The sequence below is a fragment of the Tropicibacter sp. Alg240-R139 genome, assembly GCF_900537075.1.
Lineage (GTDB): Bacteria > Pseudomonadota > Alphaproteobacteria > Rhodobacterales > Rhodobacteraceae > Falsiruegeria.
Window position 1 is genome coordinate 1119220 of the sequence record NZ_UNRA01000001.1, and the last position, 25298, is coordinate 1144517.

The following is a 25298-nucleotide window of genomic DNA, read 5'->3' on the forward strand; positions in this document are numbered from 1 at the left end:
GTGTCAAGCGGCGTCCAGAGTGGAATGACCCAACCAGTCACTCCAGGCGGTCTTGGCGCGGTCGGTGTAGGCCTTGTAGCGGTTCTTGCGTCCGCGACGCCCGCCTTTCAGGCCATCGACCGGGCGGAACAGACCAAAATTGACGTTCATCGGCTGGAATGTCTTGGCCTCGGCCCCGCCGGTGATGTGATGGATCAAGGCACCCATAGCGCTGTCTTGCGGCACCTGGGGCAGTTCAATGCCAAGGATTTCTGCCGCCGCCATCCGGCCCGCCAGTAGCCCCATGGCCGCGCTTTCGACATATCCTTCGACACCGGTGATCTGCCCGGCGAAACGCACATTGGGGCGCGATTTCAGGCGCATCTGGTCGTCCAGCAGGGTGGGTGAATTCAAGAATGTGTTGCGGTGGATGCCACCCAGGCGGGCAAAGCTGGCGTTTTCCAGTCCCGGAATCATGCGCAATACTTCGGCCTGGGCGCCGTATTTCATCTTGGTTTGAAAGCCCACGATGTTGAACAATGTGCCAAGCGCATTGTCTCGGCGCAGCTGCACCACAGCGTACGCTTTGATGTCTGGTTGGTGCGGGTTGGTCAGACCTACGGGTTTCATCGGGCCAAAACGCAAAGTCTCGCGACCTCGATCGGCCATCACTTCGATCGGCAGGCAGCCGTCAAAGTATCCGGCGGTTTCGCCTTCGTGGAACTCGGTCTTGTCGGCCGCCAGCAGCGCGTCGATGAAGGCCTCGTACTGGTCTTTGTCCATCGGGCAGTTCAGATAGGCGGTGCGCTCTTCCTCGGTTTCGCCCTTGTCATAGCGTGACTGCATCCACGCTTTGGACATGTCGATGCTTTCGGCATAGATGATCGGCGCGATGGCATCAAAAAACGCCAACGCCTCCGCGCCGGTCTCGGCCTGGATTGCGGCACCCAGATCGGGCGAGGTCAGCGGACCGGTCGCAAAGATCCAATTGCCGTCGTCGGGCAGGGTTGTGATCTCGTCATAAGACACAGTGACATGCGGATGCGACTTGAGCCGCTTGGTAATTGTCTCGGCAAAGGGCTCGCGGTCCACAGCCAGCGCGCCACCCGCAGGCAGGCGATGGTGATCCGCGGTTGTCATGATCAACCCATTTGCCGCGCGCATTTCCCAATGCAGCAGGCCAACGGCGTTCTGTTCATCGTCGTCCGAGCGGAAAGAGTTCGAGCACACCATCTCTCCCAGGTTGCCGGTCTGGTGGGCAAAGGTTTCGACCTTGGGGCGCATTTCGTGGATGACCACATCAACGCCCATTTCCGCCGCCTGCCAGGCGGCCTCGGACCCGGCCATGCCGCCGCCCACGATATGCAAAACTTGTGTCATGGGGTGCCATTTAGGGCAGGGCGGCCAATCACGCAACGCCCGACATCATCTGCCAAGAGAGCGAAACCGCCCTTTGTGCCATGTGCCCAGATCGTGAGGGGGTGTTTTTGGGGTCGCCGCTGCGGGAATGTCGGTGTCAGAGAGAGGCTGACAAGGAGGGACCTTCCGCCCACGGCGACCCAAAAATCGCTTAAGTGTCCAGCCGTTACCGGACCCTTGCCCAATGTTTGCCACAGTGTTGCCCAGATTGATAGTTCAAATTTGGAAACAATTTTACAAGTTTCGGGAAACGATCAACTCACTGCGTCCAATTGGGGTCTCGTTTCTCGATAAAGGCCGCGATTCCCTCTTCGGTGTCGCGATAGAGCATGTTTTCGACCATGACATCGCCGGTATAGGCATACGCCTGATCCAACGGCATCTGAACTTGCTGATAGAATGCCTGCTTGCCGGTCTTTACAGCAGCCCCCAATTTCCCTGCCAGAGTTTCAGCCAGCGCCGCTGTCTCATCAACAAGGTTGTCAAGCGGCACGGCGCGGTTGATCAAACCCAGTTCGGCGGCGCGCGCGGCGTTGATGAATTGCCCGGTGGTCAACATCTCGAAAGCATGTTTGCGTGGGATGTTGCGCGACAGGGCTACCATCGGGGTCGAACAGAAGAGGCCAATGTTCACGCCATTTACCCCAAATCGCGTGCCCTCTGCCGCGATGGCAAGATCACAGGTGGCAACCAGCTGGCACCCGGCTGCGGTGGCAATTCCGTGCACCTGCGCGATGACAGGCTGTGGCAATTGCTGCACGGTCATCATCATCCGGGCGCAGCGATCAAAGAGGTCCTTGAAATAGGCCTTGCCGCCATCTTCGGCTTGGCGCCCGGCGGTCATCTGTTTCAGGTCATGGCCAGCACAGAACGCCTTGCCAGACCCCGACAGGATCACGGCGCGAATTGACCGGTCACCCTTCAGCCTTTCGAACTCGTCCTGGAGCGCTCCCAACATCTCGTCGCTCAGCGCATTCAGCCGCTCGGGCGCGTTCATGTTCAGATGCGCGACCGCCCCTGTGTCGCTACGTTCCAGAATTGCCATCTTGCTCTCCACCCAAATCTGGGGGCAACTCTAGGGGCAAGTCGGGAAGAGGGAAAGAAGCATGTCATTGGCACTGAATATCGAAGACCTAATGGAATATTTAGCCAGTGTTTTCCCACAGGTATCTGATGACTTCGCCATCGAAGAGCTGAGTGAGGATCATCTGATCATGCGCCTGAAGGTGGCGCATCGGCATCTGCGACCCGGCGGCACGGTGTCGGGTCCGTCAATGTTTGCCCTGGCTGATTGCGGCGTTTACGCGATGGTACTGGCGCGGGTTGGTCGGCAGGGGCTGGCCGTGACGTCCGGTTGTTCGATGGATTTCCTGCGCAAACCCGAGGGCGACGTCGATATGCTGGCCGAGGTGCGCTTGCTGAAACTGGGCAAGCTGCTGGCCGTTGGTGATGTGCTAATGCGTTCTGAAGGGTCGGAAAAGATCGTGGCGCGTGCAACCATGACCTATTCTATCCCGCCTGCGGGGTCTGCGGCTGCGACGGCCGGATAACAAAAAAGGCCGGAGCAAGCTCCGGCCAGTGAAGAGGTCCCAAACGAAAAATGGGACGGGGATAACCTCTTAGATTTGCCAGAACCGGCGTTTGGCCTCGCGCGTGCGCTGTTTCGGGGTCAAGCCGACGTCAGCCAGCAAATGATCGTCCAAATAACTCAGGTTGACGCGGGTTCGGCGCCGTTGCTCCCATGTTGTGACCTTCGCTGCAAAGCGTACGGCCAGATCCGCGATCAGCGGCAGCCGTGGGCTCGCGTTCAGCAGGTTCAGGGCGGGGCTATGCATCAGACGTGTCATGACTGGGTCCTTTTCGAATTGTATTGACACAATTGTACGTCACTTGGCACATTGATTTGATACATTCCGAATTGTGTCTAATCAAAGAAAGAATTGTAATGGGTACAATTTGGCCAACGTCACTGCCTGACGCCAAGGGACCAAAATACAAAATGGTGGCAGATACGATCCGAAACGCCATCGAAAACAAGGACCTGCAGGCCGGGGCAAAGTTACCCCCTGTACGCGAGCTTGCCTATACTTTGTCTATTACGCCTGGCACGGTGGCGCGGGCCTATACGATCTTAACCGACGAAGGGTTGCTCGAAGCTGGGGTGGGACGAGGGACATTCGTGGCCGATCCACAAACCCAACACCAAGGATTCGCCCCGATTGAGGTGGACGTGATCGCCCACAACAGCCATGCGCAGGATGGTTATGCGGTCAATATGTTTTCTCCACACTTGCCCAGTGTCGGGCAAGCGCAGCTGATCCGGCAACTTTTGGCACAGATTGCCCAAGACCCCCCTTCAGGCTTGATGCATTATCCCAGCCGTGCAGGCGCGTTGCCAGCGCGGCAGGCAGCGCTCAAATGGCTATCGCAGGCCCCCTTGGGGCGGCTGAGCGAAAATGAAATCGTGCTGACCAATGGTGGGCAAAACGCAATCTCGATGATCTTGCAGGCTGTTTTGCGCGGCCGCCGCCCCGTGATTTTGGTCGAAGAGTTGTCTTATCCCGGCTTCCGCCGCGCTGCTGAATTGCTCCGGGCCGAGGTTGTGCCGGTGCCCATGGACGAACATGGTGTCATCCCCGAGGCTCTGGACGCTCTGGCGCGCCAGCATGAGGCTCAGGTCTTTTGCACGTCACCCGAAGTACACAACCCGACAACTGTGTTCACACCCCTGGATCGACGCGAGGCTGTGGTGGCCATCGCCCGTAAGCGGGGCTTTTTTCTGATCGAAGACGATTGTTATCGTCACATGCCTGCACAAGCGCCGGGATATCGGATGTTGGCGCCGGACCGTACGTGGTTTGTCACGTCCATCTCCAAATCCATCACGCCCGCGCTGCGCATCGGCATCGCGGTTGCGCCCGAAGGGCAGGTGGCCGACCTGCGGCGGGCGGTTGAACACGGGTTCTTTGGTCTCGCGACACCGATGTTGGATCTGAGCGCCGCGTTGCTTGGCCACCCGCAGTTGCCCCAGATGCTGGATGCGCTGCAAAGGGTGACCGGGGACTATATCAAGGCAGCTGTGAACATTCTTGGATCCTATTCTCTCAGATGGCGTCATCCGGTTCCATTTCTGTGGCTGACCCTGCCATCGGGCTGGCGCTCGGCGTCCTTTTGCCAGGCGGCTGAGGCGCAGGGTATTCAGATCCGTTCCGCCGAGGAATACGCCTGCCGTACGTCACGCACGCCCCATGCGGTACGGTTGGCGATCAACGCAGGCGTCAGCTTGCCAACCTACGAGGCTGCGCTGATGCGCCTACGCCATCTGCTGGATAACCCACCCGAGCGACTTAGCGTTTGAACCTGCCCAAAAGTCAGTTTTTACCAGTAGTCGGTACAGGGTCACCAAAGAACCCAACCAACTGCTTGATGTGCCCATCAGCGTGCGGCGTGCCAAAGCCGTGCCGTTTGAGCAAGACGATGCCGCCGAAAACCCTAATTTCCAAGTAATTGAGCCATCTCACGAATCTGGACTGCGGTGCCTGTCACCACGAATTGCGACAACTTCATCCAATGAGGCCGTGTCGCCCGAACCTCATGGCGCTTTGCCTATTTTCTGGCACAGCTCGGTGGTTTCGATCCCTGGGTATAATGTCGGAAGTGATTGAGAAGAGATTTTGAGTCGGAATTCGTGGGGTAAAATAATACCTATTTTGTATGTCTTTGATTTTATTGAGTAAAATAAGATTTGCAGTGCTTGACGCGACTATCAGGTGCACATAGAACCCATCCATCGAATTCGGAGCGGCTCGATTGGGTCGCTCTTTCACATCAAACAGGACTATCCTGCCATGAAAACCTTTTCTGCAACACCTGCAGACATCGACAAGAAATGGATCCTGATCGACGCCGAGGGCGTTGTTCTGGGCCGTCTTGCTTCGATCATTGCCATGCGTCTGCGTGGCAAGCACAAAGCGTCGTTCACCCCGAACATGGACATGGGCGACAATGTCATCGTGATCAACGCTGACAAGATCCAGATGACCGGCAAGAAGCGCGAAGAAAACTTCTACTGGCACACTGGGCACCCGGGCGGCATCAAGTCGCGCACCAAGCAGCAGATCCTCGAGGGTGCACACCCCGAGCGCGTCGTGACCCAAGCGGTCAAGCGCATGCTGCCGGGCAACCGTCTGGCCCGTACCCAGATGACCAACCTGCGCGTTTATGCTGGTGCTGAGCACCCGCACGAAGCCCAGTCGCCCGAAGTTCTGGATGTTGCATCCATGAACAAGAAAAACACCCGGAGCTAATGACCGATGGCTGATCAGATCAATACTCTCGAAGAGTTGAGCGCCGTTGCAGGCGTTGAAACCGTGGCCGAAGAAATCGTCCTGCGCGAACCCGTGCGTGACGAACTGGGCCGCTCGTATGCCACCGGCAAGCGTAAAGACGCTGTTGCGCGCGTTTGGATCAAACCGGGTTCCGGCAAGGTCACCGTGAACGGCAAAGACCAGGACATTTATTTTGCACGTCCCGTTCTGCAGCTGATCCTGCGCCAGCCGTTCCAGGTTGCCGGCGTTGAAGGTGAATTCGACGTTGTTGCGACCGTCAAAGGCGGCGGCCTGACCGGTCAGGCCGGTGCGGTCAAGCACGGCATCTCGAAAGCACTGCAACTGTACAACCCCGCTCTGCGTGGTGCTCTGAAAGCCGCTGGCTTCCTGACCCGCGACAGCCGCGTTGTGGAACGTAAGAAATACGGTAAGCGCAAAGCGCGTCGCTCGTTCCAGTTCTCCAAGCGTTAAGCTTCGGATTTATCGAACAGAAAAGGGCCACGCAATCGCGTGGCCCTTTTTCGTTTGGGCGTCACATTTGGTCTCAATTTGATTTAAGTGCCTCTTCTGGCTTAATGTGCATGCATATTGCATGAATATTGGCGGAATTTGTTATGGGCACCACGGTGTACGAAAAGTACGGCGGTTTCAAAACCATCAGCCGCATCGTTATGAACTTCTACGAAATGGCGCTGGATTCCGACCAGATCGGGGACTATTTTGCGGATGTAGACATGCCGCGTCTGATGGATCATCAAACCAAGTTCATTTCCTCGCTGGTGGGGGGGCCGGTGTCCTTTTCCGATGACAGATTGCGCGTTGTGCACGCCCAGCTGAACATCTCGCACGCGGATTTTGATGAAATGGGGCGGCTTCTGTCTGCGGCGCTGAGCGATCACGGAATGAAGCCGTCGGATGTGGATTTCGTGCTACACGAGATTGAAAGCAAACGCGCGATCATAGTGACGGCGGACGAGGGATGAGTATCACGGCCATCAACGAGCAATTGCTGCGCTCCATCGGGGTGGGTGTGGCCATTGTCGACGGGGTCAGTCACGAATTTGTCTTTGCCAACAAACCCTTTTGCGAATGGTTTGGAACCCCGGACGATAAGACCAGACTGAGTGAGTTGATCGAAGGGTTGTCGCCCGTCGACCTGGGCGAGGGCGATGCCGAAGGGCGCATGTTCACCGGAGAAGTGGAACTCAAGCGAAAGCGCAGAACGCTGGTCATCGCGGTTTCGATCTCGGCCACGCGGTCCGGCGATCAACGGTTGTTGGTGGTCGAATGTCAAAACATCACTCGCATCCGCGAGCTGGAATCGATGATCGACAGCTATTCGACCATGGTCGAACGCAACACGCGCGAGCTGGAGCGTGAAAAAGAGCGGGTGGAAAAGCTGTTGCTGAACCTGATGCCGCGTTCGGTCTATGAAGAATTCAAGACCTTTGGCGTGGTCACGCCACAACTGTACGATCAGGTTTCAGTCGTGATGTTGGATTTTGTCGATTTCACCGCGTTTGCGACCAAAACCGATCCGACGGTAACGTTGTCAGAACTGAACGACATCTTCACCGCCTTTGATCGCATCGTCGAGCAATACGGCTGCGAGCGGATCAAGACCATTGGCGACGCGTATCTGGCCGTCAGTGGTATGCCTGATCCGGCACCAGAACATGCCTCTGCCGTGGCCCATTGTGCCGTGCGATTCCTGAGGTATCTGGAACGGCGCAACGAAAGCCATCAGCACACATGGCGCGCGCGGATCGGATTGGGGACGGGCGCTGCGGTCGGGTCTGTCGTGGGCATTCAGAAATACGTCTATGACGTCTTTGGCCCGGCGGTGAACATGGCCTCACGGCTTCAGATGATGGCCGATCCGATGGGCATCGTTGCCCCCGAAGAGATGAAGTTCGACCTGATCGACGAGTTCCAGATCGGTGATTTTGGTGCCCATCAGATCAAGGGCCTGGGCGCGATGGACCTGATCACGGTCGAGGCGAACCTGAGGCCTGCCCATGTACGCTAAGCTCAGCGTTTGAATGGGGGCAGGTCGCCGCTCAGCGGGACTTCTCCGATAAACCCACCAGATGCCAGCAGCCGTTTGTCGCCACCGCGTTTCTGGTCGATCTTGCGGGCGGTGCGTTTGATCTCTTTCATCGCGCGATAGGTGAATGGCCCGCGCCCGTCGTCGGGGGCCGCTTTGCCGAAATCGGTGCGCTCGCTGCCAATGACACTGGCGGGAATGTCTACTCGGTTGGACAGGTCCGAAAACATGCCTTGAACGGCAACGGCGGGGTCCAGTTGATAGGCGCGAAAGCCGGGCCAAGGACGGGTGATGAAATCATCCAGATGGTCGCAATAACTTTGCGATTGCTCCAACAGCTGCGCGGCGCCGCTTGGGCTGAGCAGGTAAGCGGCGGCACTGGGAAGAACGCCGACAACCCGGCGCAGGTTTTGCCCCCCCAGAACGCGCATGGGACCAAATCGATAGCGCCCGCCAACCGCGTCCAGTTTGACCAGATCGAATTGCGCTTGTTCGGATCCCAAGGCGGTGATCACTGCACCAGCGGTGGACGACAACAAAATGTCGTCCTCAAAAATCGCACCGGGCCGGTCGGTTTCAACGATGGTTTCCCAGGTCTTGCGGTGGCTTTCGAACACCGCGACCTCGGTCTTTGTCATGCTCCAATAAGGCCCCCAACTGTGCGGCCTGTATCGGGGCGATGTGTAATCACGCGTGGCTGAGGCATCAGTGGCAGAAACACGAATGGGGGCGGTGATGCCCCCATGCGCGCATTGGTCTGTCATGAAAACGGCGCGGTCCGGGACGCGATCGAGGTTCAGGAAATAAACCTCTGTTTTCATTTGAAAATCTTGCGCACCTTGCGCCACTTGTACTTGGATCGGCCTTTGGCTTTTTCGCTCATGAACGCTTCGCCTGCATCTTCTGCCTCGACCTTGCGCAGCAAGACGGGTGCGTTCCAGGGATCATAATCGATCAGTTTTTCCTGGGTCAGGTCAGGCCGCATGAATGTCTGCGCGGTCTGGTTCAGCATGGACGCCGCAAACGAGAACGAACTGTTTGAAATCGCCAGATGATCTCCCATCGTCATCGCTGCAAAGTCAGTAAAGAACCCATGCTCCAGATCGCTCTCGGGCAGATCTTTTTCGGTGATCACGTTGAAGTCCTTGAACGCAGGCAGCACTGCCTCGGGCTCATCCGATGCAATATACAGCGTCAGATCCGGGTGCTGTTCGCGCAAGCCTTGCAGCCAATCCAGATACCAGGCCTCGGGCGCGATAAAGAACACGCCAGTGCCAAAGTCACCGCGCCGCAGGTGCAGCGGCACTACGGGTCCGGGCTGCGCATCAAACAGCGCCTTCAGCTGGGCTGCACGCTCGGCATAGGCGCCCTTGAACGCAAAATGCTCCTGCATCAGCTCTTTGTACGGTTTGTAGTAGCGTGTGTGATACTGAAAGAACCCGGCGAAATCGGTGGCGGGCCGCACTTCGGGGTCATTGGCGACCGTGCTGTTGGACAGCTCATAGCCTTGTTCTTCGATCTTGAACGGCAGTTCGGGCATCTCGGTCAGGCCGGGGGCCACGTTGAAAATGTCATCGCCAGCCCAGGTCGAGTTAACGGGGGTATAGTCATATTCGCGCGCATAGGTCTGGATGAACAGATATTGGAACACCTGATTGGCGAACCGCCCCATCGAACCCACGACCGAACAGCCCACCAACGGGCGACGAACATAAAGCGCATCGCCCCATTCCTCGCTGTAAGGCGTATTGGTCATCACGCGAATGAACCCGTGCTCTTCCAGAAATGCGTCGATCTCGTGGATCAGCGGGCAACCGCTGTAAAGCTCTGAGTAATTAACTTCGATCTGCAACGCTTTGATATTCTTTAGAAGTCCGGTCGCGCCTTTCAGCGCTTTCAGCTCGGCCCCTTGAATATCCATAGCGATGAAATCAAGGCTGGCTGGGTCAATCCCGGCTTCCTCCAGCAAAGTGTCGATCAGTGCCGTGCGCACGGTGATCTGCTTTTCAACGCCGATCTTGGGGTACAGCTTGGCGTGATCCTTAAGCTCGAGCAGCGAGCTGGATTGATTCATGGACGTGATGTTGAAGGTGGCTTGGCCTTCTTCTTCGGCGGCGGCGGATTCGATGACGCTCACATCACCGTCCGAGGTAAACCGATCACGCAGGCCACCGGCCAGATCGGGGTTTGCCTCAACAAACACAACAGGGCTGATACCCTTGGCGCGATAGGTCGTGATTTCGTTGCCCTCGTGACCACCCACATGCAGGACGCCTGTGGGTTTGATCCCGAAATGCGCCATTCGGTCGAAATCCAGCTCGATTTCGCCGCCCTCTTTCAGAAACGGTTTCATTAACCGTTCGTGCAGGGCCAAGTAGTTGGAATAGCTGTAATCTTCGGTCTTATCGGTGAACTTCTTCACCTCGGAAAACTTGCCGTTCTGCACCCGCAGCACGCGATAGCCGAAACGGCGCAAGTAAGACCAAACATTGCGCAAGGACGTGCCCGCGTCCAGGAAGGTGCCGCCGTATTCGAATTGCAAGAAGTCTACCTGACCGCGGCGCAAAAGCTCTCGGGTGCCGCGCAGTACGTCATATTCCGCCCCTTCGACATCAACTTTCAGGAACCGGATCTGTTCGGTTCGACCAGCCCAATAAGTGTCCATTGTGGTGCCGGGCACGGTGATGGCGTCAAAACCTGCAGTTAGCAGCTCGTCCTCGACACTGGTGCGCCGGTGCAGCGAGCTGAGCCGTGCGTCATCGCGATAGACGTGAAACGTCAGATCCTCGTCGCGGTTCGACACCGCATTCCAGTTTAGCGTGACCTTGTCGGCGATGGTGCCCTGCAGCACCTGATGAGCGTCCTTGGAGGCCTCAAAGGCGTGAATTTTAGCATCCGCCATCTTCAACACGCTTTCGGACCATTTGCCGTGGTGGGCGCCGACGTCGAACACGATATCCCCGGGGCGGATGCAATTCTTGATAATCATCCGCTCTTCGTCGGTGATTGGGTCATCCTTGTGGCTTTTGCCGCGGAGCTTTTTCAGGAACTTCATTCAAGCGCTTCCATGGTCTGCAGCGTTCGAAAACGCGCATGTTTGGGGTTGATCCGCACAAAGGCCAGATGAGGGGCCAAATGGCTGTGTGAACGGGGTTTGCGTTGCATCTGGTTTGGCAGAAACTCCCAGAGTTGTAAACGCTGCGACGACCCCAGACGCTGGGATTGGCCCAACGTGGGCCGACCTAAATGTGGATTGTTCGCAATTTGGTTTTCCCTCAGGATGAACTGCGATAGGGAGCTTGCTTATCGAAGGGCAGGAGGCATCATGAGCATCAAGAACACGGCGCTGTATCGTCGCATGCGGTATCGCAAGGGTTTGGAAGAATGGCTGGAAACGGGCTTTGACGTGCCTGCGCCCGCGATTGCGAAACGCTCGGTTCTCAAGCGCTATAGCTTGTCGGCATCCACTTGGGTCGAAACGGGCACCAACATGGGCAACACCACTGCCTATCTGGGTCAACTTGCCGACCGGGTGATAACGATCGAGCCCGAGCCGAATCTCTTTGCCAGCGCCAACGCGCGCTTTGGTAATGACCCTTCGATCGAGGTGATCAAGGACGTCAGCGAAAACGTTTTTCCCGCGCTCCTGCCGGACCTGACCGGCAATGTGTGCTTTTGGCTTGATGGGCATTATTCCGGCGACGGTACCTTTCAGGGCGAACTGGAATGCCCGATCCGCGAAGAATTGCAGGCGATTTCGGACAACATGGACAAATGGGACGGCGTTTCGATCATGATCGACGACATGCGATGCTTTGATCCCGAAAAACCCGGCTTCTCGCAGTATCCAACCAAGGAATTCCTGGTCGATTGGGCCGTGTCGCGCGGTTTGCGGTGGGACATCGAACACGATATTTTTATCGCGCGCTCGAAGTGATCCGGGCTTACTTGTCCGCTTCGATCAACCCCAACCCCCGCAGATAAATCCCGATCCCGGTTTCCAACAGATCCTCGGGCGGGAAGGGGGACGCAGTGCCCGTGTTGCGCGCATAAAGTTCAACCACACCATGGCTCATCGCCCAAATGTGGGCGCTGAACATGGACGCAGGTGGGCGTTTTTCCGCCGGAATATGCTCCGACAGTTCGCCTGCGGCACGTTCCAGAACCGCTTTGGCACGGTTGGCAGCCGCGGCCAGCTCGGGTGTTCGGTTCACCGAAATGCCGCTTTCGAACATGGAAATATAGTGTCCCGGGTGTCGCCGGGCAAAGGCCAGATAGGCACGTCCCGTTGCCTCGAACGCGGCCAGCGCGGACGGCTGCCCAGTGTCATAGGCGTATTGCATCAGGTCGGCGAACATGTCGAAGCCCTGACGCGCGGCTTCGGCGATCAGGTCTTCGCGTCCTGCGAAATGGCGATAGACGGCTGCCGGGGTGACGCCGGCCGTCTTGGCCGCTTCGGAAAGCGTGAACCCGGTTGGGCCCTTTTCTTCGATCAGCTTCAGGGCCGCCTCGATCAGGGCTTGGCGCAGATTGCCGTGATGATAACCGCGTTTAGGCATCCCAGATGTCCGGTCCACCGCAAATGTTGAGGTCAGGTTTGCCTACGGCCTTGGCGTCCTTGCCGTCATAATCCAGCTGGCTTAGCACCGTCTGAATTGCTGCAATGCGCGCGCGTTTCTTGTCGTCCGAACGCACAATGGTCCAAGGGTTTATATCTGAATGCGACCGCAGCAGAGTTTCTTGGATCGCAGCTGTATAATCATCCCACTTGTGCAGACCCTTGACGTCGATGGGGCTGAGCTTCCACTGTTTCAGGGGATCACCTTCGCGGTCGCGAAACCGACGCAGCTGCTCGGCGCGGCCAACATTCAGCCAGAACTTGAACGTGCGAATGCCGTCCTCGACAAATCCTTGCTCAAGGGGCAGAACCTGGCGGAAAAAGCGCTCACGCTCTTCGTCGGTGCAAAAGCCAAACACCTTTTCGACCACGCCGCGATTGTACCAACTGCGATCATAAAACACGATTTCCCCGGCCGAGGGCAGATGTTCGACGTAGCGCTGAAAATACCACTGACTGCGTTCGGACTCTGACGGTTTGGCCAGCGCCACGACGCGCGCACCACGGGGGTTCAGGTTTTCGCGGAACCGTTTGATCGTGCCGCCCTTGCCAGCCGCATCACGCCCTTCGAACAAGATAGCAATACGCTCGCCGGTCTGTTTGGTCCAGGCCTGCAACTTGACCAGCTCGATTTGCAGCGCCTCCATCCGCTTTTCATAATCCTTGCGTCCCATGCGTTCGTCATAGGGGTAGGTTGGGTTCAGGATGTCACCCTTGTCGGACTTCAAAACCCGCTCGCGGATATCCTGCGGCGCATCATCGTTGAGGTAGCTGGTGATCTCACCGTGCGTTGGGCGGGCCATCGGGGGTGCCTCCGGGATTATTGCTTTTGTTTCCGCCCACTATGTAATGTTAATCGTCTTAACGCAAACCCGCGCGCGCGGCGGCACGGTCAATGGCAGCAGTGACGTCGGGTACAGCAACGTGTTGTGGCATGTGGCCAATACCCGGCAAGAGAGTCAGCACAGCACCAGGAATGCGTTTCACCAAGTTTTCGGAATGCAAAGAATGGCTTACGATGTCATCCGCGTCCCCATGGATGATTTCGGTCGGTACCGATATTTCAGGGTATCGCGGATGAAGCGCGGCGATTTCGTCGAGCAGATTTGCCCTCTGTCTGGCATTCGCTCGGGCAGCCGACCGGCGCAGGCTTAGACGCGGATTGAAATACGCCAGATACCCCTCGGGCACGGCCTGAGGTGCAAAAACTTCGTTCATTGTACCCTCAATCCGGCTGTCGGGCACAAAGGCGGTGATCAATGGCACCACGAGCAAATTGCCAAAGGTTGATGTTATCAGCTGATAATATGGGTCCAGCGGGGTGGTCCATGGCGTCGACGGGGTCGACACGGGCACAAGTGCAGACAGCCGGTTCGGGAAGAGCACAGCCCACGCCAGTGCGACGGCGCCGCCATAGCTTTGGCCCATCACAATTGGTTTCTCAGCACCCAATCTTGCGGCTGCGGCGCTTAGGAACAGGGCTTGATCGCCAATGGTTTCATGACCTTTGGGCAGGGGGTCGGAATACCCATGTCCTGGCCGATCAAGCAAAATCACCCGGTAGCGGTCTGTCAGAGCAGGCGCGAGAGTAAAGCTCGTGTCGCGGGTTGATCCGCTAGAGCCGTGGATCAGCACCAGATCGGGACCTTCGCCCGAGACAACGGCGTGAATCTTGATTCCATCGACATCAACGAACTGACCGGGGGGCGGATGGCTGGCCTCGGCCTGACCCTCTTTCTGGCTCGCCTTCCATTGGGTGATCGCGACGCCCGCAACACCCAAAATCAAAAGCGATATCAGTGCCTTAACAACCAATTTTTGTCCTGTCGAACGGGGTCGACTGATAGATTTGATTGATCCAATTGCCATAAAGCAAATGCGCGTGGCTGCGCCAGCGGTTCTGCGGATCGCGGTTGGGATCATCATCGGGGTAGTAATTCATCGGCACGTTGATCGGATTACCATTGGCAACGTCGCGATCATATTCCTGCTTCAGCGTATCGCTGTCATATTCGAAATGGTTAAAGATATAGAGCGCGCGATGGCCGGTGTCTTCGACCAGACAGGGGCCGACCTCATCACTGCCCAAAAGCGTTTTCAAACCAGGAGCATCGTCGATCTCACCTTGTTTCATCTCGGTCCAGCGGCTGACCGGAATCACGCAGTCATCGGAAAACCCGCGCAAGAAAGGCGACGCAGGATCAAGGTTTTGATGCCGGAAACAGCCGAACGCCTTGGCGTCCAGCATGTGTTTCTTCACCCCGTGGAAATGGTTGATCATCGCCATCCCCCCCCAGCAGACGCCAAAGGTGGAATGCACGTTGGTCTGGGTCCAATCCATGACCTCACGCAGCTCTTTCCAATAAGTGACGTCGTCAAATTCCAGATGTTCGATCGGCGCGCCGGTGATGATCAGCCCGTCGAACTTCTGATCCTTGATCTCCTGGAAGGGGTGGTAGAACTCGACCATATGTTCCGCAGCCGTATTGCGGGTGCGGTGTTCGGACATCCGGATCAGGCTCAGGTCAATCTGCAGCGGCGTCGCACCGATAAGACGTGCGAACTGGTTCTCGGTCTGGATCTTCTTTGGCATCAGGTTCAACAGACCGATGCGCAAAGGGCGGATGTCCTGACGCGCCGCCTGATCCGGCGACATGACCATGACGCCCTCATCGGTGAGGACATCGTAGGCGGGCAGGTCGGAGGGGATCTTAATAGGCATCAGGTCAGCTTTTTCGTTGCGAATGAATGGGGCAACCTAGGTGGTCTGGCTTTTGGTCTCAAGGGCTTGCGCAATCACATCCTCGAAATCGGATGCATCGCGCACGGCGCTGATCTGGTCAGCGGTTATTGTCACGCCCCAGTTGCGCGCCATCGCCTCGTAGCGGGGCTGACGATGCGCCAGAGCTTGTGCATAGGTCCAGCGGATAAAGGCGTCCGGGTCAACCTCGTCGGGGTCACAGTCTTGCTGTGTCAGATATTGATCCCAGACGCGGGTTAGAAACGCGGGCTGGTACGACATCGGTTTGGGCGCTTTGTCGAACCGGCGGATCAGCTGCTCGGTGTGCGCCTCATCCCCCTTGATCCAGATCATCAGCGTGTGTTTGGACAGTTCTGACAGCAACGGATCGTCAGGGTTCTCGGCATCGACCCACTCACAGATCGAACCACCAGTGTCGCAGATGAAATTCGGATAACCATAAAGCCGTTGCGCCCGATCGCTGAAGTATTCGGTGTCCAGCAACGCATGGGTTTCGGCCAGTCGGAACTGTTCCTGGCGGCGATGATATTCGCCGATTTCCAGCCCGCTCTTGGTCGGATCACCCGGCTTGCCCAGATAGGTCGCCACAGGCGTCAGGTTCTCGAACGAGATGTTCGAGCCGATGTAGATCGAATCCGACAGCAGCAGGTCGCGCAGAAACGGCACCTTCATCGCCTCGGCCTTGGCGTTGTCAGTGATGTATTCGCCCATATAGCGGGTGCCGATGCGATAATCGATGGAGTAGTGGAACCAATCGCCCGTATCGCGCAGGATGTTGCTGACATAGGTCTTGCCCAGCCCCGACATGCCAAAAAACAGCACCTTTTTGCGCGCCGCTGCGCGCCAGTCCTGAGCCGAGCCGTAAATCATGTCCCGCCGTCCATTAAGCCAAAAGTCGTTTGGCCCTTGCTAGAGTGCAGGGCAGGCGGGGTCAATTGCGCCGACGCCCAATCGTGCCATTCAGGATCAACAGACCCACCGCCAGCAGGGTAAACCCCACAAAGGCTTGTGGCATCAGCGTCTCATCGCGCACAAAAGCGCCCAAAACGATGGCCACCGGCGGGATTAGCAGCGTCACCAGCATCAGGTTACCACTGCCCGCCATCGCCAGCACGCGGTAATACAGCAGATAGGCCCCAGCCGTTGCGATGACGGCGTAATAGCCAATCGCGAGCCAGGTGTCCGCTTGCAGCGACATCGACACCGGACCGTCAACAAGCAGAGCAAGAGGCAACAAAACAACGGTTGACCCCGTCAACATGCCCGCTGCTGCCACGTACGGGGACAGATGGCTTAGCTTGGCACGACCCCAGGCACTGGCCAGCGCATAGAAGAATGTCCCTGCAATAATAGCCAGTTGAGCGAGGCTTTGAATGTTGAAGGTGGTGAAGTTCTGCAATCCTATGGCCACGGCCACGCCCAGAAACCCCAACCCCACACCGATGATCTTACGCGCGGTCAAACTCTCGTCAGCAAAAACTACGGCGGCCACCAGAACACCAAAGATCGCCGTTGCTGCGTTCAGAATCGAAGTCAAACCAGTTTCAATATACAGCTGTCCCCAGGCCATCAGGCCAAAGGGGATCACGTTGTTCAGCAGTCCCATGACCAGAAACGCGCCCCAGACGCGCGGTTCTCGCGGGATGGGCAGGCGCATGGCCAGGATCACCAGCCACAGCGCGATCATCGCCCATCCGGTGCGGTGCAGCACAGACGTGATCACCGGCACCTCGTCCAATGCGACGCGGATAGCCAGAAAAGAACCGCCCCAGATCAGGGCCAGCAGGAACAATTCGGCCCAGGCGCGGGCGGACATGGTTTTTTGATCGCTCATGTCAGCAGCTTTGCCGGGTCGCGCCAAAAACTTCGACCCGAAACCTGCGCATTGTGTGTCATGCCGGGCGAGTTCGGGTTTCGCCGTAGATATTTAGATAATTTCCGCCAAAGATCACCGCGGCTCCCACCAGCACCCACATATCCAACGGCTCGCCGTACATCAGCATCCCAATGATCGCGATGAACGGCAGACGCACGAAATCAAACGGAACAACCACAGTAGCAGGCGCAATCGCAAGTGCATTGGTGATGCAAAAATGCGCCAGCAATCCGGCAAGACCGATCACAACCAGCCAGGGGGCAGTTTGGGCATCGGGCAATGCAATGTCGCCGTCAAAACCTGATGCCAAAAGGCCCAGACCCAACTGCATCACTGTCAGCCAGAACAGGATGCAGCCAATGGCCTCGGTCTTGGTCAGGTGTTTGGTGGTCATGATCGTGAAAGCAAAAAAGATGGCCGAGCTTGCAGCAGCGATCAGGCCGGGGCTGACGGTGTCGGGGCTGGGACGCGCAACAATCAGGATGCCCGCAAAACCCAGGATCGCGGCCCAAACCCGGATCTGCGTCAGCCGCTCGCCCAATACCAGCGGTGACAATACAATGACCCAGAGCGGCGTGGTGAATTCCAACGCGAAAACCTGCGCCAAAGGGATCACCGTCACCGCATAAAACCACAAGTTCTGCCCGGTGAAATGCGCCGCATTGCGAAACAGCTGCAACCCCATCGATCGCGTGGTGACCTGCGCCCATTTGCGCGTGATGGTCAGCACAAGGCAGACGATCACCAACCCCACAAGGCTGCGGTACATCATCGTTTCGAATGTATCGAGAGCGACGGACACTTCGCGCCCGGCAACGGCCATGGCCGAAAACGAACCGATGGCGCCAGTCATCCAAAGGGCGGCCTTGGCGATGTGATTGGGGGGCTGATCCATGGGGTACACGAACGCCGAATGCGTCTGCCGCGTCAACCCGCATTGTTCACTTAGCAACCACTTGTGTCGACTTGCGGCTTAGGTGCGAACCTGACGCGGGGACGATTCATCTGTTGCAGGTAAGATGATCAATATTTTGATTGGCGCGTCCGTATTGCGTGTTCTGGCCGCCTGAGTGGCAGCTAAAAAATCACTCGCTTGGGCAGGGCTCAAGCTCTTCGCCGCAGCAACGGCCTTATACTGGGGGAACACCACTCGTTATCAGCATGAATACAAGACCTGCCATCAGCATCAACACCGGGATCGCCCACCACCGATTCAGAGCTGACGTAGGTGCAAAGCAGTAACTGCAAGTGCCTCGTCCATAACGGTTTTTATAATTGCAGCTTTTACAAGAAATCAGTCGTGGTGTCATGAGCAGCCCGCGGTCCGGTTTTTCTGTTCAGCGGTGATGAATTTCCTGCGCTCAAGATCCAAATCAAAAACGAAGAAAGGGATCGCGGGGAAAAACTTGTCACCGCGCTCAGAAATTCGCGCTGTCAATCTGGCTGTATCGAGCCAAGACATGCGCGCGCCAGACTGGCGCGCGCAGGGAAACTATTACCAATAACCTAGGACGCAGTAAACCTGCGTCATTCCCACTCGATCGTTCCCGGAGGCTTCGAGGTGATGTCATAGGTGCATCGGTTGATGCCTTTGACCTCGTTGATGATCCGTGTGGCAGTTTCGCCCAGGAACTCGTGACTGAAGGGATAGTAATCCGCCGTCATGCCATCAACCGACGTGACCGCGCGCAAAGCGCAGGCAAAGTCATACGTCCGGCCGTCGCCCATTACGCCGACAGTTCGCACGGGCAGGATCGCAACAAAAGCCTGCCAAATGTCGTCATACAGACCATGTTTGCGGATTTGGTCGATGTAAACCGCGTCCGCCTCGCGCAGTATCTCCAGCTTTTCGCGGGTGATCTCGCCGGGGCAGCGAATTGCCAGACCCGGTCCGGGGAAAGGGTGGCGGCCAATGAAGCTTTGCGGCAGACCCAGCTCGCGACCAAGTGCGCGCACCTCGTCCTTGAACAACTCGCGCAACGGCTCGACCAGTTTCAGGCCCATCTTTTCTGGCAAACCGCCCACGTTGTGGTGCGATTTGATAGTAACCGACGGCCCGCCTGAAAAGCTGACCGATTCGATCACATCCGGGTACAAAGTCCCTTGGGCCAGGAATTCGGCGCCGTCGATGGTGTCGGCGTGTTTCTGGAACACGTCGATGAACAGCTTGCCGATGATCTTGCGCTTGGTTTCAGGGTCGGATTGCCCGTCAAGCTCGCCCAGGAACAGATCTGATTCATCGGCATGGATAAGCTGGATGTTGTAATTGTCGCGGAACATGCCGACGACTTCTTCGGCCTCGTTCTTGCGCAGCAGGCCGTGGTCGACAAACACGCACGTCAGCTGATCGCCGATCGCCTCGTGGATCAGCATGGCTGCAACCGAACTGTCGACGCCGCCTGACAGACCACAGATAACCTTCTTGTCGCCCACCTGATCGCGGATTGCCTGAATCATTTGCTCGCGGTACGCGCCCATGGTCCAGTCGCCGTTGAACCCCGCCAGTTTCACAAAGTTCTCGTATAGTTTCGCGCCATTGGGCGTGTGGTGCACCTCGGGGTGGAACTGCACCGCATAGAAATGGCGGCTGGGATCAGCGGTGATCGCAAAAGGAGCATTGGGCGAGGTGCCATAAACCTCAAAACCCGGTGCGATTTCAGATACATGATCGCCGTGGCTCATCCAGACTTGCTCGTCACCGTCGCCAAACCAACCGTCCAGAATATCCAAGCTGTCCTTGGGCGTGACATAGGCGCGGCCAAACTCGGCGGTGCCATGGCCGCTTTCAACCTTGCCGCCCAGCTGGGTCATCATCGTCTGCTGACCATAACAGATGCCAAGGATCGGCACACCATAGTCAAAGATTTCCTGCGGCGCGCGCGGCGACCCCTCGCGGGTCACGCTGTCGGGCCCACCGGAAAAGATCACGGCCTTGGGCGCCATCTCGCGCACAAAGTCCATCGTGACATTCTGATAGGGGTGGATTTCGCAATAGACGTTCAGCTCGCGCAGGCGGCGCGCAATAAGCTGCGTAACCTGGCTGCCAAAGTCGATGATCAAAAGGCGGTCGTGGGATGTCTGGCTCATGCGATGGCTCTTAGGTTGCAGCGGTGTTTTGTGCAAGGGTATTCAGGGAACCGAGGTTTGAAATGAACAGCACAGAAGGGTTCGGACATGATCGCCTTACGCCCCGCGAAGTCAGATGATGTGACGGCAATCGAATCCTGTCTGACCGCCGCCTATGCCCAAGCGCGGGCGCAGCTACCGGATTTACCGGACGTAACTGGTGGCATCGCTGGGGATGTTGCGGACAACCTTGTCTTTGTCGCTGAAAAGGGCACTGCGCTGGTTGGGGTCATCATTCTGGTGGTGCGCAGGGATGTCCTGCTGATCGCAAACCTGGGGGTTGATCCAGCCTATGCGGGGCAGGGCATCGGTGGCCGGTTGCTGAGCCTTGCCCGAAACGAAGCCGGCAAGATGCATTGTCGCGAAATGCATTTGCGCACGCATGCGGGCCTGACGGCGACGCGTGCGATGTATCTGCACCTGGGCTGGCAAGAAACCCAGCAAACGGGAAACGTGGTTTCGATGGTCAAACCGCTCTGATCAATCCGGCCTGTCGCTTTGGCGTTTAGAACATGTCGCTTTTACCTCTTAAGCGCCGTTCCAGACAATCGCGCGACAGGTCAGGTGGGGTAACAAGTGTACCAACGTGAACACTATCTATCCCGGGGACACTCCTATGGCAGAGGCAAACACACGGCGCAGATCTCGTGGGGGCGGTGGCGCCGCCCGTCGCGCCGAGCGTACAGCGGTCAAAATCGAAACCGCCAAATACATCGAGCGCAACATCCCGAACTTCGAGGTTCTGTCCGAAGAGGCTCTGGATATCATCGAGGCCAACGCCGAAACCATCCTCGAAGAGGTAGGCGTCAACTTTGTTGACAACCCTGCAGCACTGGAACGTTGGCGCGCAGCCGGTGCGAATATCGACGGCGAGCGCGTACGCATCCCGCGTGGCCTGGCCCGCGAGCTGATCAAGACCGCCCCCAGCCAGTTCACCCAGCACGCCCGCAACCCCGAAAAATCGGTGGTCATCGGCGGCAAGAACATGGTGCTGGCGCCGGTCTACGGCCCGCCGTTTGTACGCGATGCCGAGGGTGGTCGCCGGTATGCGACTATGGATGACTTCCAGAAGTTCGTGAAACTGGGCTACATGTCCAAATGGCTGCACCATTCAGGCGGTACCGTGTGCGAACCCACGGATGTGCCGGTGAACAAGCGTCACCTGGACATGCTGCTGGCCCACATGACCCTGTCGGACAAGCCTTTCATGGGCTCGGTCACTGAACCAAGCCGTGCACAAGATTCGGTCGAGATGTGCGAGATCCTGTTCGGCAAAGAGTTCGTGCAGGAAAACACGGTGATGACTTCGCTGATCAACATCAACTCGCCGATGACGTTTGACGACGTGATGATGGGCGCGATGGAGATTTACGCCAAGAACAATCAGGCTTGCATTGTCTCGCCCTTTATTGTGGGCGGCGCCATGGCGCCGGTTTCAGTCGCAGGCACCCTGACGCAGGTGATGGCCGAATGTCTGGCCGGAATCGCATACAATCAACTGTGCCGCCCCGGTGCGCCGGTGATCATGGGCGCTATGGTGACCTCGATCGACATGAATTCGGGCGCGCCGACCTTTGGCACACCTGAGGCGTCGCACATCACCTATGGTGCGGGCCAGTTGGCCCGCCGTCTGGGGCTGCCATACCGCTCGGCAGGGTCGTTCTGCGGATCGAAACTGCCCGATGCGCAGGCCGCTTATGAGACATCCAATTCGCTCAACATGGGCCTGCTGTCTGGTGTAAACTTCATGCTGCACTCATGTGGCTGGCTTGAGGGTGGTCTTGTGTCAGACTTCGAGAAGTTCGTGATGGATGCGGACCAGTTGGGCGTGCTGCACGGGTTGGCCAAAGGCGTTCAGATCGACGAGAACGCACAAGCCATGGACGCCATTCGCGAAGTTGGTCCCGGCGGTCACTATCTGGGATGCGCCCATACTCAAGCCAACTTCAAGGAAGCCTTCTGGAAAACCGAGGTTTTGGACTACAAACCGTTCGAAACCTGGGAAGAAGAGGGCGCGCGTGACACCCGCTCTTTGGCGACCAACCGCGTCGAATATCTGCTGGGCAATTACCAGCAGCCGCACCTCGATCCAGAAGTTGCGGACAAGCTGGCGGCTTATGTGGCCGAGAAAAAGGCGTCGATGCCGGATGCCTTTGTCTAAGACCAAAGCGTGGGGCTCAGCAGGCCCCGAACTTTAGGCAACAGGCGATGCGCGGTTGGCTTGAACCAGCTGCGCCTCGCCCATCATCGCAATCAGCACATCCAGATGTCGTGTCAGGGAATACCCGGCGTCATCGTCGCGCCGCTGATCGTCCAACACCCGTTCCACTTCCATCAATCGCATCAGCGCAGCCGCTGGACGAGGTAGGGCACCATAGCCCAGGACACGCTGGAGGTGGCGGTCTCGGTTGTATTCCTGCGCGCCAAAGCGGGCAGCCCGGATCAACAGGCGGGGGCGGCGGATGGTCGAAATCATCGTCATCAAGTCTTGCATAATCGTCCTCACGGGTTCGGATTGTTTCCGCCACATTGTTGCCACAACTTTAGCGGGTGTTGCTTTGCTGCAAGTTCGACCGTGCGTTGGGTTCATGAGTGTTTATCATTTGGAAACAATATTGATGGACGAAGCGGATTTTAACGAACGAGTAACCAATGCAGCCATAGGTTGTGTGGGTAACTCGTAGGATAACCGTTGGATAACAAGGTCAGCGATTTTGCCATTGAGGATGCAGTGAGATGAACAATACCTCTGCTTTACCGGTTCCGCGCTGGGTTCCCGAGGGTGCTCGGCGATACCTTGCGCACACCGAGGCGGGGCGGTCGATCCGCGATTTGGCCCGAGGAGCGGGGTGCCATGCCTCGACCGTGTTGCGCCAGATCCGCAAAGTCGAGCTGCGGCGGGACGACCCGTTGGTCGATGCCGCATTGCAGACGCTGGCCCAGACGCATTTCCCGCCGATTGATGCCTGCAAAAGCACCGTTCGAAGGGACAGTTCGAGGGGCATTGCCAAAATGGCTTCAGAAAACAAGTCGAACACCGATCCGTTGGACACGGCAACATTGGACGTCGAGGCAACGCGCGTGTTGCGCCGCCTTTGTGAAAGCGGCGCGGTTCTGGCTGTGGCCGAGGATATGGACAAAGCCGTAGTTGTGCGCGACGACGGCAAAACCGGCAGTACCCGCACGGCCGTGGTGGATTGTACCATTGCTCAGGCTTTGGCTCTGAAGGACTGGATTTCTTGCGACAACCCGGGTCGCATCAGCCGCTACAGGATCACTGCAACCGGGCGGACTGCCCTGGGTCAACTTCTGGCCGAGGCCGAAAACCGGGCCCGGTCTCGCAACGACAATGGCTTTGCCGAGGCGCAGGCGCCATTTTCGGCGGCGCGGGCAGAAGATGAGGCGGGCGACGAGACGGGCGGGCGCCCACGCCGCATGCGCTATAACATGATCGAAAGCCCGCTGGTGGCCCTGGCCCGGCGCAAGGATCGCGACGGGCAGCCGTTTCTAGAGGACCGGTTGGTGCGTGCAGGCGAACGTCTGCGCGAGGATTTCGAACTGGCCCAGATGGGCCCCAATGTGGCGCAAAACTGGGATCGGTTTCTGACCGGGGGTGGACGCGGAGGCGTTGTGCCAGACGCTGGTGCCGGGCACGGCCCAATGGATGCGCGTAATCGCGTGTCGCGCGCGCTGTCGGACTTGGGCCCAGGGTTAAGCGATGTCGCGCTGCGGTGCTGCTGCTACCTGGAGGGGTTGGAGATGGCTGAGAAACAATTGGGCTGGTCCGCCCGGTCCGGCAAGATCGTTTTGCGTATCGCGCTGCAACGGTTGAAGCGACACTATGATGAGCTCACCGGAAGCGATCAGATGATCGGTTGAACCTCAAACGCGGGGGAGCTCCCGCCCGTCGTCGATGTTTCTAACGAAACACCTCCTCCCGTTGGGCCGGGCACTGCGCTTTGCGCAGTGCCCGGCCCAAAGCCGCTAGCGGTGCCGACAAAGTCGGGATCGCTCGGGTGCGGGAGCTCCCCGTCCGGCGAATTGCGACGTGCGACCAAGCGATGAGGGAAAACCGATATATGGGACTTGTGAACAGGGCCCAATTCAATAAGTCTTCCCTATGAACTTTACACTTCGCCAACTGCAGTACTTCAAAGCTCTGGTTCAGCAGCGCAACTTTGGGCGGGCTGCTCAGACATGTCATGTCTCGCAGCCGGCACTCTCGGTCCAGATCAAACAGCTCGAAGAACTGATGGGCGGTGCACTGGTCGAACGCCATGCGCGCGACGTGGTGCCGACTCCCTTGGGCCGCGATGTGCTGTCTCTGGTTGAGGATGTGCTCGGCGCGGCCTCTCTTCTCGACCACCTCGCCCGAGATCAGAGCGACGGGCGGCGATCACTGTCCTTGGGCATTATTCCGACCATGGCCCCATACCTTCTCCCAGGCGTCCTGGCGGCATTACGGGCAGGTGACTTGTCGCTCCAGGTGCAGATTCGCGAGGCCAGGACCGAACGTCTGATTGCCGCGCTAAAGGCAGGAGAGATCGACGCCGCCGTTCTGGCTTTGCCGACGTCGACCAAAGGTCTCACCGAAATGTCGCTGTTCGAAGATCGCTTTTTGCTGGCAGGGTCCGAGGGTCGCTTGCGCAACCTGCCGCAAGGTGCAGATGCGGTACGGCCTACGGATCTGAAATCCGCTCATCTCATGCTGCTAGAAGATGGCCATTGCCTGACCGATCAAGCACTCGAGGTGTGTGGCCAGGACCGAAACAGCGCCCATATCAACATGGGCGCATCCTCGCTGCCCACCCTGTCGCGACTGGTGGCCGAGGGGTTTGGCCTGACCCTGATGCCGGAGCTTGCCGCGAAATCGGAACTGGCCGCAGTTCCGGGGCTGAACCTGATCCGGTTCTCGTCCCCCGAACCGGCCCGGACCGTTGGTCTGGTGCGGCGTGAAACCACCAGCGGCGATGGTTGGTTCGATGATCTGGCCGCCCTGATCCGTCAGGTGGGCGAGGGGATTGTTCACGACAGCCGCTCACCTGATTGATAGGCCCAAAACGACTGTGCCGGACGACTGCACGGCGGTACCATCGCAGTTCAGGCAAATCGGTTCGTTGTTTGGCCACGAAAATCAATTTTCA

At 57.8% G+C, this 25298-nt stretch carries 25 protein-coding genes; 11 read left to right on the forward strand and 14 right to left on the reverse strand.

Annotated elements, in window-relative coordinates:
• Positions 1-3: 3 nt before the first annotated feature.
• On the reverse strand, positions 4-1359 hold the full coding sequence (trmFO, locus tag G6R15_RS05435) for a methylenetetrahydrofolate--tRNA-(uracil(54)-C(5))-methyltransferase (FADH(2)-oxidizing) TrmFO (RefSeq protein ID WP_164658757.1): 1356 nt from the start codon (positions 1357-1359) through the stop codon (positions 4-6).
• A gap of 298 nt (positions 1360-1657) precedes the next feature.
• Complete coding sequence (locus G6R15_RS05440; RefSeq protein WP_164658759.1) at positions 1658-2443, reverse strand: enoyl-CoA hydratase; 786 nt, start codon at positions 2441-2443, stop codon at positions 1658-1660.
• A 61-nt stretch (positions 2444-2504) separates the two neighbouring features.
• On the opposite strand from G6R15_RS05440, the gene G6R15_RS05445 reads away from it, so the two are divergent.
• On the forward strand, positions 2505-2948 hold the full coding sequence (locus G6R15_RS05445) for a PaaI family thioesterase (protein WP_164658761.1): 444 nt from the start codon (positions 2505-2507) through the stop codon (positions 2946-2948).
• A gap of 69 nt (positions 2949-3017) precedes the next feature.
• On the opposite strand, the gene G6R15_RS05450 is transcribed toward G6R15_RS05445, so the two are convergent.
• On the reverse strand, positions 3018-3245 hold the full coding sequence (locus G6R15_RS05450) for a DUF1127 domain-containing protein (protein ID WP_164658763.1): 228 nt from the start codon (positions 3243-3245) through the stop codon (positions 3018-3020).
• A gap of 98 nt (positions 3246-3343) precedes the next feature.
• On the opposite strand from G6R15_RS05450, the gene G6R15_RS05455 reads away from it, so the two are divergent.
• The 5 genes from G6R15_RS05455 (at position 3344) to G6R15_RS05475 (ending at position 7755) form a co-directional block, all read left to right on the forward strand.
• Complete coding sequence (locus G6R15_RS05455; RefSeq protein WP_164658764.1) at positions 3344-4756, forward strand: PLP-dependent aminotransferase family protein; 1413 nt, start codon at positions 3344-3346, stop codon at positions 4754-4756.
• Positions 4757-5246: 490 nt separating this feature from the next.
• A complete protein-coding gene (gene rplM / locus G6R15_RS05460; RefSeq protein ID WP_164658766.1) occupies positions 5247-5705 on the forward strand; it encodes a 50S ribosomal protein L13 in 459 nt (152 codons plus the stop codon).
• Between the two features lie 6 nt (positions 5706-5711).
• A complete protein-coding gene (gene rpsI, locus G6R15_RS05465; protein WP_164658767.1) occupies positions 5712-6197 on the forward strand; it encodes a 30S ribosomal protein S9 in 486 nt (161 codons plus the stop codon).
• Positions 6198-6340: 143 nt separating this feature from the next.
• Positions 6341-6709, forward strand: coding sequence for a group 1 truncated hemoglobin (locus G6R15_RS05470; protein ID WP_164658769.1), 369 nt, complete (start codon positions 6341-6343; stop codon positions 6707-6709).
• A complete protein-coding gene (locus G6R15_RS05475; protein WP_164658771.1) occupies positions 6706-7755 on the forward strand; it encodes an adenylate/guanylate cyclase domain-containing protein in 1050 nt (349 codons plus the stop codon). Before G6R15_RS05470 ends, G6R15_RS05475 begins: the two co-directional genes overlap by 4 nt.
• A 2-nt stretch (positions 7756-7757) precedes the next feature.
• On the opposite strand, the gene G6R15_RS05480 is transcribed toward G6R15_RS05475, so the two are convergent.
• Together G6R15_RS05480 and G6R15_RS05485 are read right to left on the reverse strand one after the other, a co-directional pair.
• The gene (locus G6R15_RS05480) at positions 7758-8594 is read right to left on the reverse strand and encodes a glycosyltransferase family 25 protein (protein WP_164658773.1); all 837 of its coding nucleotides are present in this window, start codon (positions 8592-8594) and stop codon (positions 7758-7760) included.
• On the reverse strand, positions 8591-10828 hold the full coding sequence (locus tag G6R15_RS05485; protein WP_164658774.1) for an FkbM family methyltransferase: 2238 nt from the start codon (positions 10826-10828) through the stop codon (positions 8591-8593). Before G6R15_RS05485 ends, G6R15_RS05480 begins: the two co-directional genes overlap by 4 nt.
• Positions 10829-11098: 270 nt before the next feature.
• Here G6R15_RS05485 and G6R15_RS05490 point away from each other — a divergent pair, with 270 nt between their 5' ends.
• Positions 11099-11710, forward strand: a complete 612-nt coding sequence (locus tag G6R15_RS05490) for a class I SAM-dependent methyltransferase (RefSeq protein WP_164658775.1) — start codon at positions 11099-11101, stop codon at positions 11708-11710.
• A gap of 7 nt (positions 11711-11717) precedes the next feature.
• Here G6R15_RS05490 and G6R15_RS05495 read toward each other — a convergent pair whose 3' ends face one another.
• From G6R15_RS05495 to guaA, 8 genes are all read right to left on the reverse strand, one after another.
• The gene (locus G6R15_RS05495) at positions 11718-12332 is read right to left on the reverse strand and encodes a TetR/AcrR family transcriptional regulator (RefSeq protein WP_164658776.1); all 615 of its coding nucleotides are present in this window, start codon (positions 12330-12332) and stop codon (positions 11718-11720) included.
• Positions 12325-13194: a polyphosphate kinase 2 gene (ppk2, locus tag G6R15_RS05500; RefSeq protein WP_164658778.1), complete on the reverse strand. Its 870-nt coding sequence runs from the start codon at positions 13192-13194 to the stop codon at positions 12325-12327. The genes G6R15_RS05495 and ppk2 overlap by 8 nt, the downstream gene beginning before the upstream one ends.
• Positions 13195-13252: 58 nt before the next feature.
• Positions 13253-14206, reverse strand: coding sequence for an alpha/beta fold hydrolase (locus G6R15_RS05505; RefSeq protein WP_240336665.1), 954 nt, complete (start codon positions 14204-14206; stop codon positions 13253-13255).
• On the reverse strand, positions 14196-15113 hold the full coding sequence (metA, locus tag G6R15_RS05510; RefSeq protein WP_164658782.1) for a homoserine O-succinyltransferase: 918 nt from the start codon (positions 15111-15113) through the stop codon (positions 14196-14198). The genes G6R15_RS05505 and metA overlap by 11 nt, the downstream gene beginning before the upstream one ends.
• A gap of 36 nt (positions 15114-15149) precedes the next feature.
• Positions 15150-16022 (reverse strand): ATPase, encoded by an 873-nt coding sequence (locus tag G6R15_RS05515; RefSeq protein ID WP_164658784.1) that lies wholly within the window; start codon positions 16020-16022, stop codon positions 15150-15152.
• A gap of 61 nt (positions 16023-16083) precedes the next feature.
• A complete protein-coding gene (locus tag G6R15_RS05520) occupies positions 16084-16986 on the reverse strand; it encodes a DMT family transporter (protein WP_164658785.1) in 903 nt (300 codons plus the stop codon).
• A 58-nt stretch (positions 16987-17044) separates the two neighbouring features.
• A complete protein-coding gene (locus tag G6R15_RS05525; RefSeq protein ID WP_164658786.1) occupies positions 17045-17923 on the reverse strand; it encodes a DMT family transporter in 879 nt (292 codons plus the stop codon).
• Between the two features lie 632 nt (positions 17924-18555).
• A complete protein-coding gene (guaA, locus tag G6R15_RS05530) occupies positions 18556-20115 on the reverse strand; it encodes a glutamine-hydrolyzing GMP synthase (RefSeq protein WP_164658787.1) in 1560 nt (519 codons plus the stop codon).
• An 87-nt stretch (positions 20116-20202) separates the two neighbouring features.
• Between guaA and G6R15_RS05535 the strand changes: the two genes are divergently transcribed.
• Both G6R15_RS05535 and G6R15_RS05540 read left to right on the forward strand, forming a co-directional pair.
• Positions 20203-20634: a GNAT family N-acetyltransferase gene (locus G6R15_RS05535; RefSeq protein ID WP_164658788.1), complete on the forward strand. Its 432-nt coding sequence runs from the start codon at positions 20203-20205 to the stop codon at positions 20632-20634.
• A gap of 136 nt (positions 20635-20770) precedes the next feature.
• The gene (locus G6R15_RS05540; protein WP_164658789.1) at positions 20771-22315 is read left to right on the forward strand and encodes a trimethylamine methyltransferase family protein; all 1545 of its coding nucleotides are present in this window, start codon (positions 20771-20773) and stop codon (positions 22313-22315) included.
• Between the two features lie 33 nt (positions 22316-22348).
• Here the strand turns inward: G6R15_RS05540 and G6R15_RS05545 are convergent, their stop codons facing one another.
• Entirely contained in the window at positions 22349-22636 is a 288-nt protein-coding gene (locus G6R15_RS05545) for a DUF6477 family protein (RefSeq protein WP_255456124.1), read from the reverse strand.
• A gap of 254 nt (positions 22637-22890) precedes the next feature.
• On the opposite strand from G6R15_RS05545, the gene G6R15_RS05550 reads away from it, so the two are divergent.
• A complete protein-coding gene (locus tag G6R15_RS05550) occupies positions 22891-24033 on the forward strand; it encodes a DUF6456 domain-containing protein (protein ID WP_164658793.1) in 1143 nt (380 codons plus the stop codon).
• Positions 24034-24274: 241 nt separating this feature from the next.
• The gene (locus tag G6R15_RS05555) at positions 24275-25204 is read left to right on the forward strand and encodes a hydrogen peroxide-inducible genes activator (protein ID WP_164658795.1); all 930 of its coding nucleotides are present in this window, start codon (positions 24275-24277) and stop codon (positions 25202-25204) included.
• Positions 25205-25298 lie beyond the last annotated feature (94 nt).